Here is a 17908-nt window from a genome sequence, read left to right on the forward strand (position 1 = left end):
TACAAACCCATCTCGCGAATCACCGACAATTCCCCTTCGGTCTCGACGCGCTCGGCAATCAGCGGCAGATCAATACTGTGCGCCGCGCGCTGAATCGCCTCGATAAACAGACGCTTGTCGCTCTCCTGATCGATCGCCCGAATGTAGCTGCCATCGATCTTCAGATACGCCAACCCAAGCCGCGCCAGGTTGCCGATCATGCTGAAGCGCCCACCAAAGCGCTGCAGGCTCAGCGAGAAGCCCAACTCGCGCAGTCGACGGGTCAACTGCTCCAGCACAGCCTGATCCGGCAACTGTTCCTCACCGATTTCCAGGGTCAAACGCGGGCCAAGATTGGAATGCGTACGCAGAATCTCAAAGACTTTATTCAGCGCCTGCGGATCCGCCAGCGTCGCCGAAGACAGGTTCAGCGCCAGCGAATCTTCGTGCCCTTTCATCTGCTCCAGCACGCGCTCAAGCATCAGGCGATCCAGTCGCGCCGTCCAGCCGAAGCGCTCCAGCCATGGCAGGAAACGCCCGGCAGGAATGGTCTGGCCGTGCTCATCGAGCAAGCGCGAGAGCACTTTGTAATGCAGCAACAATTGCGTGTCCTGCGCCGCCACCACCGGTTGGAAATACAGCTCGAATCGCTGCTGAGTCAGCGCCTGATCGAGCAAGCGGTGCCAGGCATGGTGATCGTCGCCAACGTCGGCGGTCAGGCTCTGATCGAGGCACGCCCAGTTCTGCTCACCCTGCCCTTCGGCTTGCGCCAACGCCTGATCGCCAAGGCTCAGCACCGATTGCGGCGAATCACCATGAGCGAACGGCGCCAGACCAATCGATGCCACGGCCTCAACATCGGTAGCGCCGGTGGCGTGCAAACTGCTCAGCGCGGCGTCAAGATTCTGCGCCAGTTGCAGCGCTTCCTCCCGCACCAGCCCCGGCGCCAACACCGCGAACTCACCGCCACGAATACGCGTGACGAGGTTCTGGGTTTCCGGGTATTTGGCGCACTCGCGGGACAATTGCTCGCCCACCGCTTTCAACAATTCATCCGTGCGCTGACCGCCCAGACGCTGGTTGAGCCCGGCCAGATCCTTGACCCGCAACAGCAGCAGATAACCAGAGCTGGCCTGTTCGGCATTACTCACACGGTTGTTCAGCTGCATCTCGAAATAACGCCGGTTGGCCAGCCCGGTGAGGTTGTCCTGATACGACTCGGCACGCAGCTTTTCACTGCGCTCGGCCTGCTCCTGAAACAGCGCTTTGAGTTTCTCGACCATCTGGTTCATGGCCAGTACCACGCGGCGCAATTCCGGCGTGCGCGGCAGGTCCGGCAGGCTGAGGAATTCGCGGCGGGCAATGGCGTGGGATTGCTTGACCATGTAGTCCAGCGGTTTCAATTGCCGGCGCAACAGCAGCGCGCCAAGCACCGCACTCACCGCGCCACAGACCAGCAGCCAGCCAAGGCTGCCCAACGCGCTCTGCCACAGCTTGGCCACAGCGAACATCGGGTGGCTGACCACCTCGACCCGCGCCGCCTGCTCCCAGCCACGGCTGACCAGCGCATCGCCACCGGCGGGTTCGAGGCCGATCAGTTTGACGAACCAGTCCGGCACGTTGGTGACCGCCGGGCTGCCGCTGCGCTCGACCATGGTTTTGTCGGTCTTCACATCAACCACACGAATGCTCGCGTAATAGCCGCTGTCGAAAATCGAACTGACCAGCAACTCGACCATCGCCGGGTCGTCGATGTTCGGCGTCAGCGACAAGGCCAGCGCCGTCGCGGCGTCCTGGGCGTGCGAGCGCAACTGGTTGACGTACTGGGTACGCGAGCTTTCCAGACTGACCATGAAGCTGCCGGTGAAGGCGACCACCAGGAACAGACAGATAGCGATCAACAGCTGTTTGAACAAAGACATCTGAGCGCGTGCTCCTAGTTAGTCGTCTCGACCGGAAAACCTTCGGCCTGCATTTTCTTCAACACATCCTGCCAGCGTGACAGGCGTTTGGTATCACCGACCTTCTTGTTGCCCTTGGCGCCCGGCAAATACAACCCTTCCGCATTGAAAGAGTAGACCGGCAGCAAATCGGTTCGCTGCGACGCCGGTTGAATCTGATCGATCAGGCTGTCGAGCACCAGCGGCATGGCATCGGGGGTGGAATAGTACGTCAGCACCATGTGCGCGCGATTCTGGCGCAGTGCCTTGACGTAGGTGATGCGCAGCTTGTCACTGGAGACGCCGAGATGGCGCAGGCTGAAATACTTGGCGATCGCATAGTCTTCGCAGTCGCCAGCGCCCTTCCACAGCGCCTCGATCGGCGTTTCCCAATAATCGACCTCGTGCCACAGGTCGATGTCTTCGACGTAGCGCACCTGTTTGTTGAAAAACAGGTTCACCACTTTCAGCTTCTCCATTTCGCTGGCCTGTTGCTGCGTCGCCAACAGATTCTGCCAGGCATCGATGCGCTGCTGCCCGGCACCGAGCGGCCCGTACAGGGCGGTGGCTTTGCGGCTGATCGCGGAAAAATCCCAATCGGCATGCAGACCGCCCAGCATAAGACTGGCCAGCAGCAGTGCGCAGCCTAGCCAGCGCAGAGTCCGAGGGATCGCGAAACGTACCGCCACAGCAGGTTTCCGGGGGGCAGGAAGGAAAGCGTTTGATGGTGAAGCTTAGCCCGTTAAAAGACAATGGCACGATGAGATCATCGGCATCGCGCTAAACTGTTTGCCAAGTATTCCTCTACACAGTTTGACAACTTGTAGGGCAATCACTAGTGTCATTTGGATCCAAATTCAGCCGACCTACAGGGTGCGTAGTCGTGACACAGAAGCCCAAGCCGCTACACAGCATTAAAGTCGATGGGCCGATTCCTGCACACCTGGCCCGCTCGATCATCGAAGAAACCCTGCGCGCAGCCATTCTCGATGGTCGCCTGCCGTGCGGCACCGCCCTGCGCCAGCAGGATTTGGCCGATTTGTTCGGGGTCAGCCGCATGCCGGTGCGCGAAGCGTTGCGCCAGCTCGAAGCGCAAGAACTGCTGAGCGTGACCACGCACAAAGGCGCGGTGGTCGCCGCGCTGATTCAGGGCGACGCCACGGAAACCTACGAATTGCGCATTCTGCTTGAGGGCGAGGCGCTGCGGCAGTCGATCCCGTTGCTGACAGCAGCCGATCACGAGCTCGCCGCCGGCTACATCCGCGAACTCGAAACCCAACACGACTACACCGAAATCGGTCGGCTCAATCGCCTGTTCCACATGGCGCTGTACGCCAAGGCGCCGAACAAGCGCCTGCTGCGTCTGGTCGAGGACGGTCTCAATGAAGAAGAACGCTTTCTGCGTTTCAACCTTGAAGCCATGGGCCTGGGTAAAACGTCTCAGGACGATCACCGCGACCTGTTGCAAGCCGCGATCGAGCGCGACGTTGAACGCTCGGTGATGCTGCTTGAGCAGCACCTCAACCGTGGTGTCGAGGTGATCACCCGCTATCTCGCCAGTCCTGCCGCGCAAAATCGCAAAGCCGCTTACTGACCTTTTGCACGCTGGGCGAGCTTCACGTCCGTCCGGTGAATAACCCGCTTACAAATCCTCTTTGCCGATCTTGCGTGAACACAGTGGCGGATCGGCCCCTTCGCTCTAACCTCCTCGCGCCTGCCAGTCCGAAATTGCCACGGTGGCAATGACTAATCGGTAATAGCCGTCGCGGTCATTTACCCGCACTCTTGAACGGCCAACCCCAATAAAGAACGGGGGCGCACCGCCTGGTGGTGCAGCCCCCGCAACAGGAACCTACGGAAGGAGCCTTGTCACGGGAAAAGGAAAGTCATGGCGCCGTTTCCGGCCAACTTTCATCCCTCAAACCACACCAATCTTTTTCATTAGAAAGTTGCTTCGAGTGAGGCATTCACTCTTGTCGATCAATTTTGGCCGTTATTGGCTGAAAGGAGTAACTACGCCCAAATAAAACTTAACCCGCAAGTTTTATCGGGGGCACTCATATTTGAAAAACATCCAACTTAAAATAATTAAAATTACACTTGTTAAATGCTTTTGCCGTGTATTACTTTTCTCTCGCCGAGTTTGAACTTCGCTGCAAACTTCGGCACATGCGATATGCCACACCCATGACAACAGCGGCCCTCCAGCAGGCCGCAGGCTTTAATCGCCAGTACATTCAGTACAACAACTTCCGTCTGGAAGTCTTTGTCGCCGGTCGACAAGTCACATGTAAGCCTTCGCTCCACTGATTGCGCAGTTGAAACAAAAGTGCCATTCCATAATCAATGATAAAGGACATCATGATGCCCACTAAGCACCAACTCGCCCTGAAGAAAGCCGAACTTAGCATTCACCCGATCTTTTCCGAGATTACCTCGTTATCGGTCTTGCGCCGCTTTATGGAAACCCACGTGTTTGCCGTGTGGGATTTCATGTCGCTGACCAAACGCCTGCAGCAGGAACTGACCTGCACGCGTTTGCCGTGGCTACCGCCGCGTGATTCTCGCGCGGCACGGCTGATCAACGAAATCGTCCTCGGTGAAGAATCGGACGATCGTCTGGCCCACGGTCACTACAGCCATTTCGAGTTGTACCTGGATGCAATGCGCGAAATCGGCGCGAGTACCACGGCAGTGGAGCGCTTCGTCGCGCTGCAACAGGAAGGCGTGAGCTACGACGTTGCGCTGCAAAGTGTCGAGGTCGATCCAGCCGCCGCGCAGTTTGTCCGCGACACCCTGCGCACCGCCCTCCATGCGCCGGGGCACAGCGTTGCAGCGGCGTTTCTGCACGGTCGCGAAAGCGTGATCCCGACCATGTTCCAGCGCATCCTCGACGACTGGGGCATCGGCATCGAGCAAGCACCGACCTTCCGCTACTACCTGGAACGGCATATCGAAGTCGACTCCGAAGACCACGGCCCCGCCGCAGAACAACTGCTCGAGCGACTGGTCGATGGCGATCCGCAGCGCGAAGCCGAGGTCTACGCCAGCGCCGTCGCCGCTGTCGAAAGCCGCATCGCCCTGTGGGACGGCCTGCGCCTGAGCATGCGCGAACCGTTGGCGGAGGTCGCGCAATGAATGCCGCCGACTATCAATCGTTCGCCGACACTTGGGAAAGCCGCGCGACCATCCGCACCCGCCCGCGCCGCGTGCTGGAAAATGATGAGCGTCTGATCTATCCGCTCAGTCGCCAGCCGCTGGTGCTCAGCGAAACCTTCCTGCGTGAGTGCCCGCAGCAACGCGATTTTGCGTTGGTGCAGACCTTGTACAAATTCATCAACGACGTTGTGATTTTCGAGACGGAAATCGTCGACAAGACCGCGCGCAGCATCGCCAAAAATCGCTTCGCCGTGGCCTTTCCGTTTGCTTGTCGGTATGACGCGATGACCGTGGTGGTCGACGAGGATTACCACGCGTTGGTAGCGATGGATTTCATGCAGCAAACGGTGGCGATGACCGGCATCGAACCGATCCAGTTGCCCGATGAAATCGAACTCAGCCGAGCGATTCCCGCCGCCGTCGCATTGGCCCCGGAACACCTGCGCAGCGCTGTGGAATTGATCTGCGTGGCCATCGCCGAAAACACCGTGACCGGCGACGTTGCCGCCTTCGCCCGGGACGACACGGTCAAGCCGTCGATCAAGGGCCTGATGGCCGACCACTTGCTCGACGAGGGCCGACACTCGAGTTTCTGGGCGCGGATGGTGCGCATCTATTGGCACACCGCGAGCGACGCTGATCGCGAAACCATCGCGCAGATTCTGCCGGTGTTCATCGGCCATTACCTGACCAACGACATCCAGAAATCCTTTGATCTGCGCCTGATCGATGCCCTGCCGGTCAGCCAGATCACAAGGCGATCACTCAAGGACGAAATCGCCGGGCTGGCCTTCCCGATCAATCGCCACCATCCGCTGGTGGGCAACATCGTCAAGTTCTTCCACAACAGTTCGCTGCTCGACACGCCTTGCGTGCAGCACGCCCTGCGCGACTACCTGGTTTGAGGAGGCCGACATGAAACGTCTCGACATTTTGCTGATTGGCGCCAGCCAGGCCATGACCGACCTGGCGCAGGAACTGGAACAACACGGTCACACATTGACGCGCAACGGCGCCGCACAATCGACGGTGGATTTGATCATTGACGATGGTTTTATCGGCGCTGGTGATTTCTGCGCGATTCCGCATTTGCATCTGCGCTTAGGTATTGGAGCGCAAAGCGCTGCGGGTTTGCCGACACTCGATTTGCTGTGCTTTCTCGGCTCGTCTTTGATCAGCCGTGTGCCGATTGGTGATGAGCCATCCGGCAACGGCCAGACATTGCGCCAGCGGGTGCTCACGCATGTGGTGGACGAAGTGGCGTTGCTGGTCAGCCGCTTCTCCCGCGATGCGGATTATCTGCAGCAAGCCCATACGGTGACTGCGCCAGATTTCGAGCGGATGGAAAACCTGCTGTTTCTCGACAGCCTGGCCTACGTCCATCGCCTCAACCACACGGCGAAACCGGCGCTGCTGAAACAGGCGCAAATCCCGCTGATCGAGCGGCTGCAACAGAGCCTGATCGAGCATGCCGAACGTCCGGCGCTGCACCTCGGCGAACGCTCCATCAGCTACCGCCAATTGCACGCCCACAGCCGCGCAATTCAACAGCGTTTGCTGCCGATTCTTGAGCAGCATCCACAGCCGTGGGTGGTCGGTATCTGCCTGCCGAAAAGCCCGGCGCTGTTCGCTTCGATTCTGGCGATTCTCGGCAGCGGTGCGGTGTATCTGCCGCTGGAGCCGAGCCATCCGCTGCAGCGCCAGCAATACATCCTGCAAAACGCCGGTGCGTTGCTGTTGCTGCATGACGGCGAGCATGCGCTCAGCGCAACCATGGCAGGGCTGGACGTCAGTCGCATCGACAGCGCCCAAGCAGATCTCAGCCAAGCGTTGATGCGCCAGCGCCCCGCACTCGATGCGCCCTGCATGGCGCTCTACACCTCGGGCACCACCGGGCATCCGAAAGGCGTATTGCTCAGTCAGCACAACCTCGCGCACTTCACCGCGTGGTACGCCGACTACGTGCAATTGCACGCCGAGAGTCGGGTGTTGCAGTTCTCTTCGCTGAGCTTCGATTCGTCGCTGATCGACATCTTCCCTACCCTGCTCACAGGCGCCGAACTGGTGGTGCCGGACGACACGCAACGCCGTGATCCGCTGCAACTGGTCGCGCTGATCCGTCGCCGGCATCTGACCCACGCCTTCCTGCCACCCGCGCTGCTGAGCATCCTGCCGCTGGAACAATTGGAAGGCGTGCAAGTGATGACCGGCGGCGATGTCTGCGAGCCGTTCGTCATTGAACAACTGACCCGCCAGGGCACGCTGCACAACCTCTACGGCCCGACCGAAGCCACGGTGTTGATCACTGCGCGACAACTCACACCCGGCGACAGCAACCGCAGCCTCGGCGCGCCGATTGCCAATAGCCAAGTGCTGATTCTCGATGACGATCTGCAACCGGTGCCCGAGCACACCGTCGGCGAGTTGTTCATCGTTGGCCCCGGCGTTTGCCTCGGCTATCTGAACAATCCGCAGCAGACTGCCGAGCGTTATCTGAACCTGCAATTGCCCGATGGCGAAACCCTGCGCGCTTACCGCAGCGGCGACATGGCCAAGTGGGGCGAGCACGGCATTGAGCTGTGCGGACGCCGCGATAATCAGGTGAAGATTCGTGGTTTCCGGGTCGAGCCGGAAGAGATCGAACGCTGCCTGCGCGAGAGCCAGCTGTATCGACAAATAGCCGTGGTGATTGATCCACAGCGGCGGATTCTGGCGTTCCTCGCCCAGCCACAATCCGACGATTCGCGCGATGCACTGAAGGCCCACGCCCAGCAGTTTTTACCGGACTACATGCAACCGGTGGCGTGGACTGAACTGCCGAGCATGCCGTTCGCCAGCAATGGCAAAGTCGACCGCAAAGCACTGCTGGAATTGCCGGTGAGCGTGCAGGACAACGGCCCGAAATGTCTGCCGGCGAATGCTGATGAAGCGTTGTTGCTGGAGATCTGGGCCGAGTTGTTGGAGCTGCCCGTCAGCGACATCTCCACCGACGAAAGCTTTTTCAATCTCGGCGGCCATTCGATTTTGTTGTCGCGGATGTTGCTGCGTTTGCGTGAGGAGTTTGGTCGCAGCATCTCGATCAATCGCTTCATCGAACTGCCGACCATCATCAAACTCGCGACGCTGGTGCGCGGCACCGATGACAGCGCGGTACTCAGCGCTCAAGCGATGGCCGACGCCGAACGTGTGCTGGATATCGAGCCGCTGCCGATCAGCCGCATGGGCGATGTGCACAAGGTTATCGTTACCGGCGCCAACAGTTTTGTCGGTGTGCACATCGTCGAGGCGCTGCTCGGTTGGGGCGCCAGCGAGGTCGCGTGTCTGGTGCGTGACGGCGGCGGGCAAACGGCGGCGCAGCGCTTTGCGCAGTCACTGCGCGAAAACCGGCTGGAGCATCTGGATCTGAGTCGGGTGCGGGTTTACGCGGCAGATATCACTCGCCCGCAATTGGGCTTGGCCAACGACGATTATCAGCGTCTCGATCGCGAGTTCGGCGCGCTGGTGCACAACGCCGCCAACGTCAATCACGTGCTCGACTACGAGTCACTGGCGGCGGACAACGTCGAGCCGATTTTCGCCCTGCTGCGCCTGTGCGAAGGGAAGAGCAAAAAGGTCTTCAATTTTGTCTCGACGCTGTCGGCGTCCAGCACCGTCGACGACGCCGGCCAGGTGCTGGAATTGCCCGCCGCACTGACGCCACCGATCTACATTCGCAACGGCTACAACCTGTCGAAGTGGGTCGGCGAACGCATCCTCGAACGCGCGCGGGAACGCGGCGTACGGGTCAATCTGTATCGACCCGGCAACATCAGTTTCAACAGCCTGAGCGGCGTGTGTCAGCCGCACAAAAACCGTTTGATGCTGATGCTCAAAGGCTCGATTCAGCTCGGCCAGGTGCCGGCCTTCGCGTTGAATTTCGACCTGATGCCGGTGGATTTTCTCGCGCGGTTTATCGCTTTCCATGCCAGCCGTTATTCGCCCGATCACGCGGTGTTCAACCTGCATAACCCAGAGCCGCTGAGCTGGGATGCCTACGTCGCTTCGTTCCGCGAAACCGGCAGCGAATTCTCGCTGGTCAGCGTCGCCGACTGGCAACAGCAACTCGGTCGCGTCGACGCCGATAACGCGTTGTTCGGCGTGCTCGGTTTCTACCTCAACGGCTTTGAAGAAGACATCGGCGACATCTCCCTGATCGGCCACGCCAACGCTGAAGCCGGCGTGCAGCAGATGGGTGCGCACTACCCGCAGAAATCCCCGGCGCTGCTGCGTCGCGGCTGCGCTTACCTGAAAGAAATCAACTTCATCTGATCCAACAACAAGGAGCAACACCATGAGCACTCTGCAACCCGACACCCTGATCAAAAACCCGCATGGCTGCCACGTTGTTTCATCGGTGGAAGTGCCGGCGGACGCGACGCAGGTCTGGGCGGTGGTCGGCAATTTCGGCGGTTTCGACCGTTTCATTCCGGCGCTGTCGCACATCGAAATGACCGGTGAGGGCGTGTCCTCGCTGCGCAAGAAATTTTTCAAGGATGGCAACGTGGTGGTCGAGCAACTCAACTCCCGCGACGACCAGGCGCTGAGCATAACCTGGACGACGATCTACAACACGCTGGGCGTGGCGAATCTGTGGGCGGCGATGAATGTGGAAGCGCTGGGCACGGGCAAATCCCGCGCGACGTGGACGATCATTGCCGAGCCTGCCGGCGGTGGCGAAGAGGCGCTGCCGGGGTTCAAGGATTTTGTGCAGGGGTTTGCGGATGAGGCGATGGGGAATGTTTTGAGGCTGTTTGTTTAAGTCTTTAGCTTTGCGGTGAGTTTTAGACCGCTATCGCGAGCAGGCTCACTCCTACAGTTGATCGCATTTCTCCAGAAAGAACGCGATTTATTTGTAGGAGTGAGCCTGCTCGCGATGAACGATAACTCGGTCTGACGTGCGGTCAGATTTTGAAACTGTCGACCAACTGCTTCAACCGATTCGCCTGCTGCGACAACGCATCGCAATCCTTCAACGTTTCATTGAGGTTGGCCACGCTCTGCTGGTTCAGCATGTTGATCTGGTTAACGTCGACATTGAGGGTTTCCACCACCGCTGTCTGCTCTTCCGTCGCCGCTGCCACCGACTGGTTCATGCCGTCGATTTCACCGATGCGCTGGGTCACGCTGACCAGACGCAAACCGGCCTGATTGGCCACTTCCACGCTCTGCTCGCTGGATGCCTGACTGGCGTTCATCGTACTCACCGCTTCACGCGAACCGACTTGCAGGGACGTGATCATCTTGTGGATCTCTTCCGCCGATTCCTGGGTGCGATGGGCCAGGTTACGCACCTCATCCGCGACCACGGCAAAACCACGCCCGGCCTCACCGGCACGCGCCGCTTCAATCGCCGCGTTCAGCGCCAACAGGTTGGTCTGCTGCGAGATGCCTTTGATCACATCGAGGATGTGGCCGATGTTGTCGGTACTCGCATTCAGGGTTTCGATTTGCGTGCACGACAGGCTGATTTTCTGCGACAACTCGGTCATCGCCAGAATGGTTTGTTCCACCACCTGACGACCATCGTCAGCCTGCTCGCTCGCACCGCTGGCGTGCTGCGAAGCATCGGCGGCATTGCGCGCGATTTCCTGCGTGGCGGCGCCCAATTCGTTGATCGCCGCCGCGACGCTGTTGGTGCGCGCACTTTGTTCGTCGGAGCCGACAATCGAGGCGTTCGACGACGCCATCACCCGTTGCGATAAGTCATGCACTTGGCGGGTCGCGGAGGACACTTCGGAAATCGACGCGTGGATACGCTCAACGAACTGGTTGAAGGCGCTGCCCAACTCACCGAATTCGTCTTTGCTTTCAACGACTAGGCGGCGGGTCAAATCACCCTCGCCCTGCGCAATGTCCTGCATCGCGCGACCCATGGTGGTCAGCGGACGCATCAACACATTGATCAACAGGCTCAGCAGCAAGGCAATCGCGCCCACGGCAACGAACATCGCGATCAGCGCCGAGGTGCGGAATTGGCTGAGTGCGGCGTAGGCTTTGTCGCGATCGATCGACAGACCGATGTACCACTGCGCATTCGGCAGGTCGCTGACCGGGGTGAACGACAGAATGCGTTCCTCGCCGTTGAGCAGCACATTCTGGTTGCCCTTTTCGATGCGCACGTTGCTGTTCGGGTAGATGTCCTTGAGGTTTTTCATCACCTGATCTTTGTCCGGGCTGACGATCACCTGACCGTCAGCGCTGACCAGAAACGCATGGCCGAGGCCACCGAAGTCCACCGAGTTGATGATCTTCACCAGGGTTTCCAGGCTCAAGTCACCGCCGACCACACCGAGCAATTCGCCGTTGTGTTTCACCGGCATGGCGATGGTCACCACCAGGCCACCGACAGCGGCCATGTACGGCGGGGTGAGCATGGTTTTATCGGCGGCGACCGCTTGTTTGTACCAAGGGCGCTGACGCGGATCGTAACCGTCCGGCATCTTCGCGTCAGGGCGCTGGGTGAAGACACCGTTGGCCTGACCGACGTAGGTGAACTGGAAGTTCTGGGTGAAGGCCGGTTGGTCGACCAGACCCGGGAAGTCGGCGTCTTTGCCTTGATGGGCGACATTCTGCGCGAGGTTTTCCAGCACCAGAATCCGCCCGCTCATCCAGTTCTGCACGCTGCTGGCGGTTAGATCGCCGGCCTGCTGTACAGAGGATTGGAGATTCTGGCGAATGGTGTTTCGCTGCAGATAATCGTTGTAGAGGGTGAATAACGCGAAAGCCAGGACCACGACGCCCGAGGCGGCCAACAAAATTTTATGGCTGAACTTGAGATTCATTTCATGGGACTTCTTATGCCGAAGGTGGGGATGCGTTCCAGATGCAACATTCCATGTAGCTCCGATGTTCAGTAGCGCTGAGGGTCAGCTGCTCTGATTTCCAGTGACGGGTAGGCAACGTTCTGCCGGTCGCTCTACTTTGGTGCACGCATGTCTCACCAGTCTGTCGGCACGTGAAGGAGAAATCTTAGGGTTGCGTGGGAAATGGACGGCTTTTGCCTCGGATTCCCGCCGAACGGCGTGCTAGAGCCTGCGCAGCAAAATTTTTTAGGACGGATGTTCGAGCGGCGGTTGCAAAACCTGTAACCCTTGATAACAATGCGACTAATTATCATTTGTGACGTTTTGGCAGCCGCGTTCATGTCCTCACCCGAGTTCGCCGTTCAGGCGCTTTACAGTAGTCATCACGGCTGGCTCAACGCTTGGCTGCGCGCACGGCTGGGCAACGCAGCGGATGCGGCGGATCTGGCACAGGACACCTTCGTGCGTCTGCTGCAACGCACCGAACGCTTAGAACTGAAAGCGCCCCGCGCCTTTTTGCGCACCATCGCCCGTGGTCTGGTGATCGACCATTGGCGCCGCGAGGAAATCGAACGCGCCTACCTGGAAACCATCGCCCATTTGCCCGAAGCTGAAACGCCGAGTGCCGAAGCCCGTGCGCTGGTGATCGAATTGCTCGAAAGCATCGCGCGCATGCTTGAAGGATTGAAGCCGAAAGTGCGTCAGGCATTTCTCCTGGCGCAGTGCGAAGGTTTGACCCACAAGCAGATTGCCGAGCAGATGGGTTTGTCGCTGCGCTCGGTGGAACGTTACGTCGCCGATGCGCTGTATCACTGCTACGTGCTGCGGTACGAAAGCTGATGGCTGTGGATAACTTGTCCCTCGGCCGTCGCGCGGATCCGCCGCAAAAAGCAGTGAAGCAAGCCATTCACTGGCTGCTGCGTCTGCGTAATAACCATGGCAATGCGCGGCTGAATCGCCAGTGCGAACAGTGGCGCACCGAGCATCATGAGCATGAATTGGCCTGGCAACGCGTGCAGTCGCTGCACGCCGAGTTGAGCAACAACCTACGCGCGGTGCCGAGCGCACAAGTGGCATTCAATACCCTGGAGAACAGCGCGCAGGGACTGAATCGTCGGCAGGCGTTGAAGCTGTTGTCTGGCGCAGTGTTGATGGGCTCCGCCGCATGGCTGGCCAAAGACACGGCCGCGTGGCAGCAATGGAGCGCCGATTACGCCACGGCCACCGGCGAGCGGCGTGGTTTCCAGTTACCGGACGGCACGCGGATCGAGCTCAACACCGCCAGCGCGGTGGATCTGGATTACACCACGCAACAACGGCTGATCAAACTGACGCGCGGCGAAATCATCGTCACCTGTGGTGGCGCCGATGAAGGCGCCGACTTCGAGCGGCCGCTGCGCGTGCAAAGTCGTGACGGATCCTACGAGCCGCAGAATGCGCGGTTCATCCTGCGTCAGGACAGCGATTGCACGCGGCTGAGCGTCACCCACGGGCAGGTGGCCATTCATTCTGCCGGGACTGTTATCGAAGCGCTGGCCGGACAGAGTTATCTGATCGATCCCTATCAAGTGCGTCCGGCACCGGCGCTGGATATGGATGCGGGCGCGTGGGTCGACGGCTTGATCGTCACGCGCAATATGCGTCTGGGCGATTTCCTCAAGGAAGTCGGCCGCTATCGTCAGGGTTTTCTGAATTGCGCGTCAGAGGTTTCCGATTTGCGCCTGTCCGGCGTGTTCCGCCTCGAAGACACCGACAAGTTGCTGGCCATTCTGCCGCAGACCTTGCCGGTGCAGTTGCGCTATCGCACACGCTGGTGGGTGACCCTGGAACGTGTGGTCTGAAATTATTTTGGCGGGTTTTTGCGGCAAGTCCGGCTTAGTCAGTAAGCACTTCAATTCAAGCGTTTGCGACTTCCTACGGAAACCTACAATGACTGTCCGCGCCACCTGTAAGAACCCTCTGAATTTCACCTGCGAATCGGGCCTGTTGCGCCACGCCGTTCGGGCGGCGCTGTTTTCCACTGCGTTGGGCGTCGCTGTGCTGCCAAGCGTCAGCGTGGCGGCCGACACCGTTAACAGTGAAGTCGGCCAGCGCTTCAACATCGCTGCCGGGTCGTTGGGCGAAGCGCTGAATCAGTTCGCACGTCAGGCCGGCATCACCTTGTCGATGACGCCGCAGCAAACTCAGGGCCGGCAATCGCCGGGTGTACAGGGTGAATATTCGACCGATCAGGCGCTGAGCCATTTGCTTGGCGGATCCGGTCTGGAAGCGGTCAGTCAGGATGGCAGCAGCTACGTCCTGCGCCCGACCGCCGAAACCGAAGCGCTGGCCCTGCCGACCACCGACATCAAAGGCTTCGCCCTCGGCAACGCGCTGGGCAGCATGGACGGCTACAACGCCACGCACAGCCAGATCGCCACCAAAACCAGTACCGCATTGCTGGAAACCTCGCAGAGCGTGTCGGTAGTCACTCGCGAGCAAATGGACGACCAAGGTTCGCAAACCGTCTCGCAAACCATGCGCTACACCCCGGGTGTGCTGACCAATCCGTATGGCGCGACCCATCGTTATGACTACGTGGCGATGCGCGGCTTCAACGACGGCTCGGTGGATAACATTTACCTCGACGGCCTCAAGTCGATGGGCGACAGCGGCACTTACAGCACCATGCAGGTCGACCCGTATTTCCTGGAACGCGTGGACATTCTCAAGGGGCCGTCGTCGGTTCTGTACGGCCGCAGTTCGCCGGGCGGTCTGGTGGCTCTGACCAGTAAAAAGCCGCTTTACGAGGCTTACCATCAGGTGCAAGCCACCGTCGGTACGCAAGGTCAGCGCGGGGTCGGTTTTGACTTCAGCGGCCCGGTCGATGACGACAAGCGCATTGCCTATCGTCTGATCGGGTTAACGGATCAGTCCGACACGCAGTTCGACCACAACAAGGAAAAACGCTTTGCGCTGTCGCCAACCGTCAGCATCGATTTCAATGAAGACACGTCGCTGACCTTGCAGGCGTATCTGCAACACGATCCGGATGGCGGCTACCACGGCGGCGTGCCGGCGGACGGCACGATCCATCAGCGCAACGGCAACCGGATCTCCCCGCACTTCTTTGAGGGTGAGCCGGGGATCGACGGTTACTCGCGTGATCAGCAGTCGTTCGGTTATCAGTTCGAACATCGCTTCAATGATGTCTTCACCGCTCGGCAGAACTTCCGCTACCTCGATTCGAAAGTGAACATGGATCAGGTCTACGCCTATGGCTGGACGACGCCAACCAGCAACGAGCTGAACCGCTACTACACCGGCGGTGATGAGCGCCTGCATGCGTTCATCGTCGACAACATGCTTCAGGCGGAATTTTTCACCGGCGCGACCAAGCACACCGTGTTGATGGGTGCGGATTACCAGCGGCGTAAAACTGTGGTCGACTGGACCAGCGGCGGTCTCGCGCCGATCAATGCGTTTAACCCGGTGTACGGCAACTCGGCGATCGATATGTACGGCGAGACCAGCTATCTGCGTCGTCTGGAGCAGACCGGCGTATACCTGCAAGACCTGATCGAGATGGATAAATGGCGCTTCTCGCTGGGCTTGCGTCAGGATTGGGTCGAGACTTCCGATGAGAACCGCATCGCTGAAGCGGGGCGTCCGGAAGGTACAGAGATCAACGACCGACGCACCAAACTGACCGGCCGCGCGGGTGCGTTGTACCTGTTCGATAACGGTCTGGCGCCTTACGTCAGCTACTCGGAATCGTTCAACCCGAACTCCTATGCCGACAGCGCCGGTAATCCGTTGGCGCCTACCGATGGCACGCAGTGGGAAGTCGGTTTGAAGTACCAACCGTCGGGCACTGACAACCTGTTCACCGCGTCGCTGTTCCGTATCGACCAGGAGAACCTGGCGACTAAACTGCCGCAGGAAAACTTCTACCGCGCTGTAGGCGCTGTCCGCTCGCAAGGTCTGGAGCTGGAAGCGCACATGCAACTGACCGAGAACCTGAAAGTGCTCGGCAGCTACACCTTCACCGACATCGAATATTCGAAGTCGATGGTCAGCACCTTGAGCACGCCGACCGATGTGATCGAGAACAAAGGCAACTCGCCAACACAGGCGCCGCGACACATGGCGTCGTTGTGGGCTGACTACAAGTTCGACAGCGCAGCGCTCGATGGCCTGCGTCTGGGCGGTGGTGTGCGTTATGTCGGTTACAGCTGGGCGGATGCGGAAAACACCTTGAAGGTGCCGTCCTACACACTCTTCGACGCCTCGATCGGTTATGACTTGGGCAAGGTTGGCTTGAAGGGCGTCGACGTACGCCTGAACGCGAACAATCTGACCAACGAGTCCTACGTCGCTTCCTGCGCCAGTCTGAACTTCTGCTACATGGGCGAAGAGCGTAACGTCGCGGCGACGGTCAGCTACCAGTTCTAAGTCATTTGTCTCGTGCATAAAAAAGCCAGCCCCTGAAGTTCAGGGGCTGGCTTTGTCGTTTCAGTGGGGAAAATTTTCATGCGTGCGTTTCTGGTTTTGTTGCATCGCTATATCGGTTTGGCCACGGCAGTGTTCCTGCTGCTGGCCGGGATTACCGGAAGCATTCTGGCGTTCAACCATGAGCTGGATGAGTGGCTGAATCCGCAATTTTATTCGGCGTCTGCCGAGGGTTCGCGATTGCCGCCGGGCGAGCTGGTTGATGCGGTGCAGTCTGCGCATCCGAAGCTGCAGGTCTGGTACATGGAGTATCCGCATGAGGTCGGGCATACCGCGCTGTTGGCGGCGGTGCCACTTAACGATCCGGCGACGGGCAAGCCGTTCGATGAGCGCAATCAGGTGTTCTATCTGGATCCGGTGAATGCTGAGCAAACGGGTCAGCGTTATTGGGGCGAGTGCTGTTTTCAGCGGGAGAATTTCGTCCCGTTCATTCTTGAATTCCACTACAACCTGACGCTGCCGGGCAACTGGGGCCTGTGGTTGATGGGCCTGGTGGCAATCGCGTGGGTGATCGATTGTTTTGTGGCGCTGTGGCTGACGTTGCCGCGTGGCAAGCCGTTCTGGAAGAAGTGGTCGACGGCCTGGAAGGTCAAGGGCGGGCATGCCTATCGGCTTAACTTCGATCTGCATCGCGCGGGTGGATTATGGCTGTGGCTGTTGTTGCTGCCGATCGCGGTGAGTAGCGTGGCCATGAACTTGCCGAGTCAGGTGTTCAAGCCTGCGGTGTCGCTGTTTTCACCGATTGAGCCGAGCGTCTACGAGGCGCGAGGACGAATGCCTTCCTCAGAGTTGGGGGTGACTCGATTGAGTTATCAACAGGCGTACGAGAGGGCATTAGAAGAGGGGAAAAGGTTAGGGCTGACAGCAGAAATCGGGGAGTTGTATTACAGCTTTGAGTACAACTTCTACGGCGCAGGATTCGGGCAGCATGACACTGAAGCACATGGCAAATCCTGGCTGTTCTTTCACGGTACCGATGGGCGATTGTTAGGTCAGGAGATCGCGGGACAGGGGACGTTAGGTGAACAGTTTTACCGGTTGCAGTTACCGATACACGGTGGACGGATCATTGGTGTGACGGGGCAAGTAATGATCGCGGTGTTAGGTGTTTTGATTGCGGGGTTGTCAGGGACTGGCGTCTACATCTGGTGGCGCAAATGGCAGGCTCGACGTATCAGCAAGGCACGTAAAGCGGTTTGATCATTGGATTGTGCAGACCCTGAAATGACAAAACCCCTGTCTGCGTTAGCAGACAGGGGTTTCGGAATTTAATCTTGACGATGACCTACTCTCACATGGGGAAACCCCACACTACCATCGGCGATGCATCGTTTCACTACTGAGTTCGGGATGGGATCAGGTGGTTCCAACGCTCTATGGTCGTCAAGAAATTCTTTATCTGGCCCGTCAACACGGTAACAAGCCAGCAAAAACAGATACTTCTACTAAAACAAAACCCCAATTGCTTTCGCAATTGGGGTTTCGGAATTTAATCTT

12 protein-coding genes, 1 rRNA gene and 1 pseudogene are annotated in these 17908 nt (G+C 59.0%); 9 read left to right on the forward strand and 5 right to left on the reverse strand.

Annotated features, from left to right (window positions below; genetic code table 11):
- Both lapD and lapG read right to left on the reverse strand, forming a co-directional pair.
- The coding region (gene lapD, locus KFS80_RS26130) for a cyclic di-GMP receptor LapD (RefSeq protein WP_212546388.1) at nucleotides 1–1901 on the reverse strand (1901 nt) is incomplete at its 3' end.
- A gap of 14 nt (nucleotides 1902–1915) precedes the next feature.
- Nucleotides 1916–2608, reverse strand: coding sequence for a cysteine protease LapG (gene lapG, locus KFS80_RS26135; RefSeq protein ID WP_212546389.1), 693 nt, complete (start codon nucleotides 2606–2608; stop codon nucleotides 1916–1918).
- Nucleotides 2609–2802: 194 nt separating this feature from the next.
- Between lapG and KFS80_RS26140 the strand changes: the two genes are divergently transcribed.
- From KFS80_RS26140 to KFS80_RS26160, 5 genes are all read left to right on the forward strand, one after another.
- Nucleotides 2803–3513: a GntR family transcriptional regulator gene (locus KFS80_RS26140; RefSeq protein WP_159814718.1), complete on the forward strand. Its 711-nt coding sequence runs from the start codon at nucleotides 2803–2805 to the stop codon at nucleotides 3511–3513.
- Between the two features lie 767 nt (nucleotides 3514–4280).
- A complete protein-coding gene (locus KFS80_RS26145; protein ID WP_212546390.1) occupies nucleotides 4281–5057 on the forward strand; it encodes a DUF3050 domain-containing protein in 777 nt (258 codons plus the stop codon).
- A complete protein-coding gene (locus KFS80_RS26150; RefSeq protein WP_159814716.1) occupies nucleotides 5054–5983 on the forward strand; it encodes a diiron oxygenase in 930 nt (309 codons plus the stop codon). The genes KFS80_RS26145 and KFS80_RS26150 overlap by 4 nt, the downstream gene beginning before the upstream one ends.
- Nucleotides 5984–5993: 10 nt before the next feature.
- Complete coding sequence (locus KFS80_RS26155) at nucleotides 5994–9386, forward strand: amino acid adenylation domain-containing protein (RefSeq protein ID WP_212546391.1); 3393 nt, start codon at nucleotides 5994–5996, stop codon at nucleotides 9384–9386.
- Between the two features lie 22 nt (nucleotides 9387–9408).
- A complete protein-coding gene (locus tag KFS80_RS26160; protein ID WP_212546392.1) occupies nucleotides 9409–9876 on the forward strand; it encodes an SRPBCC family protein in 468 nt (155 codons plus the stop codon).
- Between the two features lie 142 nt (nucleotides 9877–10018).
- On the opposite strand, the gene KFS80_RS27380 is transcribed toward KFS80_RS26160, so the two are convergent.
- Both KFS80_RS27380 and KFS80_RS27385 read right to left on the reverse strand, forming a co-directional pair.
- Entirely contained in the window at nucleotides 10019–10804 is a 786-nt protein-coding gene (locus KFS80_RS27380) for a methyl-accepting chemotaxis protein (protein ID WP_371262348.1), read from the reverse strand.
- 69 nt (nucleotides 10805–10873) lie between these two features.
- Nucleotides 10874–11899: pseudogene (locus KFS80_RS27385) on the reverse strand (HAMP domain-containing protein); the annotation flags it as partial.
- A 360-nt stretch (nucleotides 11900–12259) separates the two neighbouring features.
- On the opposite strand from KFS80_RS27385, the gene KFS80_RS26170 reads away from it, so the two are divergent.
- From KFS80_RS26170 to KFS80_RS26185, 4 genes are all read left to right on the forward strand, one after another.
- On the forward strand, nucleotides 12260–12760 hold the full coding sequence (locus KFS80_RS26170; RefSeq protein WP_026000801.1) for a sigma-70 family RNA polymerase sigma factor: 501 nt from the start codon (nucleotides 12260–12262) through the stop codon (nucleotides 12758–12760).
- A complete protein-coding gene (locus KFS80_RS26175) occupies nucleotides 12760–13761 on the forward strand; it encodes a FecR domain-containing protein (protein ID WP_212546393.1) in 1002 nt (333 codons plus the stop codon). Before KFS80_RS26170 ends, KFS80_RS26175 begins: the two co-directional genes overlap by 1 nt.
- An 88-nt stretch (nucleotides 13762–13849) precedes the next feature.
- Nucleotides 13850–16354, forward strand: coding sequence for a TonB-dependent siderophore receptor (locus KFS80_RS26180; RefSeq protein WP_212546394.1), 2505 nt, complete (start codon nucleotides 13850–13852; stop codon nucleotides 16352–16354).
- Nucleotides 16355–16432: 78 nt separating this feature from the next.
- Nucleotides 16433–17611 (forward strand): PepSY-associated TM helix domain-containing protein, encoded by a 1179-nt coding sequence (locus tag KFS80_RS26185; RefSeq protein ID WP_212546395.1) that lies wholly within the window; start codon nucleotides 16433–16435, stop codon nucleotides 17609–17611.
- Nucleotides 17612–17683: 72 nt separating this feature from the next.
- Here KFS80_RS26185 and rrf read toward each other — a convergent pair.
- Nucleotides 17684–17799 (reverse strand): 5S ribosomal RNA (rrf, locus tag KFS80_RS26190).
- Nucleotides 17800–17908: the final 109 nt, after the last annotated feature.

Source organism: Pseudomonas rustica (assembly GCF_018336155.1).
Lineage (GTDB): Bacteria > Pseudomonadota > Gammaproteobacteria > Pseudomonadales > Pseudomonadaceae > Aquipseudomonas > Aquipseudomonas rustica.